1 protein-coding gene is annotated in these 231 nt (G+C 54.1%); it reads left to right on the top strand.

Annotated features, from left to right (window positions below; genetic code table 11):
* A partial coding sequence (locus AAEZ00_RS22300) for an acetyl-CoA hydrolase/transferase C-terminal domain-containing protein (protein ID WP_351090241.1) occupies nt 1-231 on the top strand: 231 nt, incomplete at both ends.

The following is a 231-nucleotide window of genomic DNA, read 5'->3' as shown; positions in this document are numbered from 1 at the left end:
ATTCCGGTGTAGGCGGTCAGATGGACTTTATACGCGGCGCGGGGCTTTCTGAAGGTGGTCGTTCTGTTATCGCATTACCCAGTACTGCGGCTAATGGCACCGTGTCGCGGATTGCCACCGTTTTATCGCCAGGCGCTGGCGTGGTAACCACCCGTGCGCATGTACACTATATTGTTACTGAGTATGGAACCGCTTATTTACGCGGTAAATCGTTACGAGAACGAGCCCGTG

Source organism: Shewanella sp. S1-49-MNA-CIBAN-0167 (assembly GCF_040310145.1).
Lineage (GTDB): Bacteria > Pseudomonadota > Gammaproteobacteria > Enterobacterales > Shewanellaceae > Shewanella > Shewanella psychromarinicola.
The sequence above is the reverse complement of the archived record's forward strand: the minus strand, read 5'-3'. Positions and strand labels throughout refer to the sequence as shown.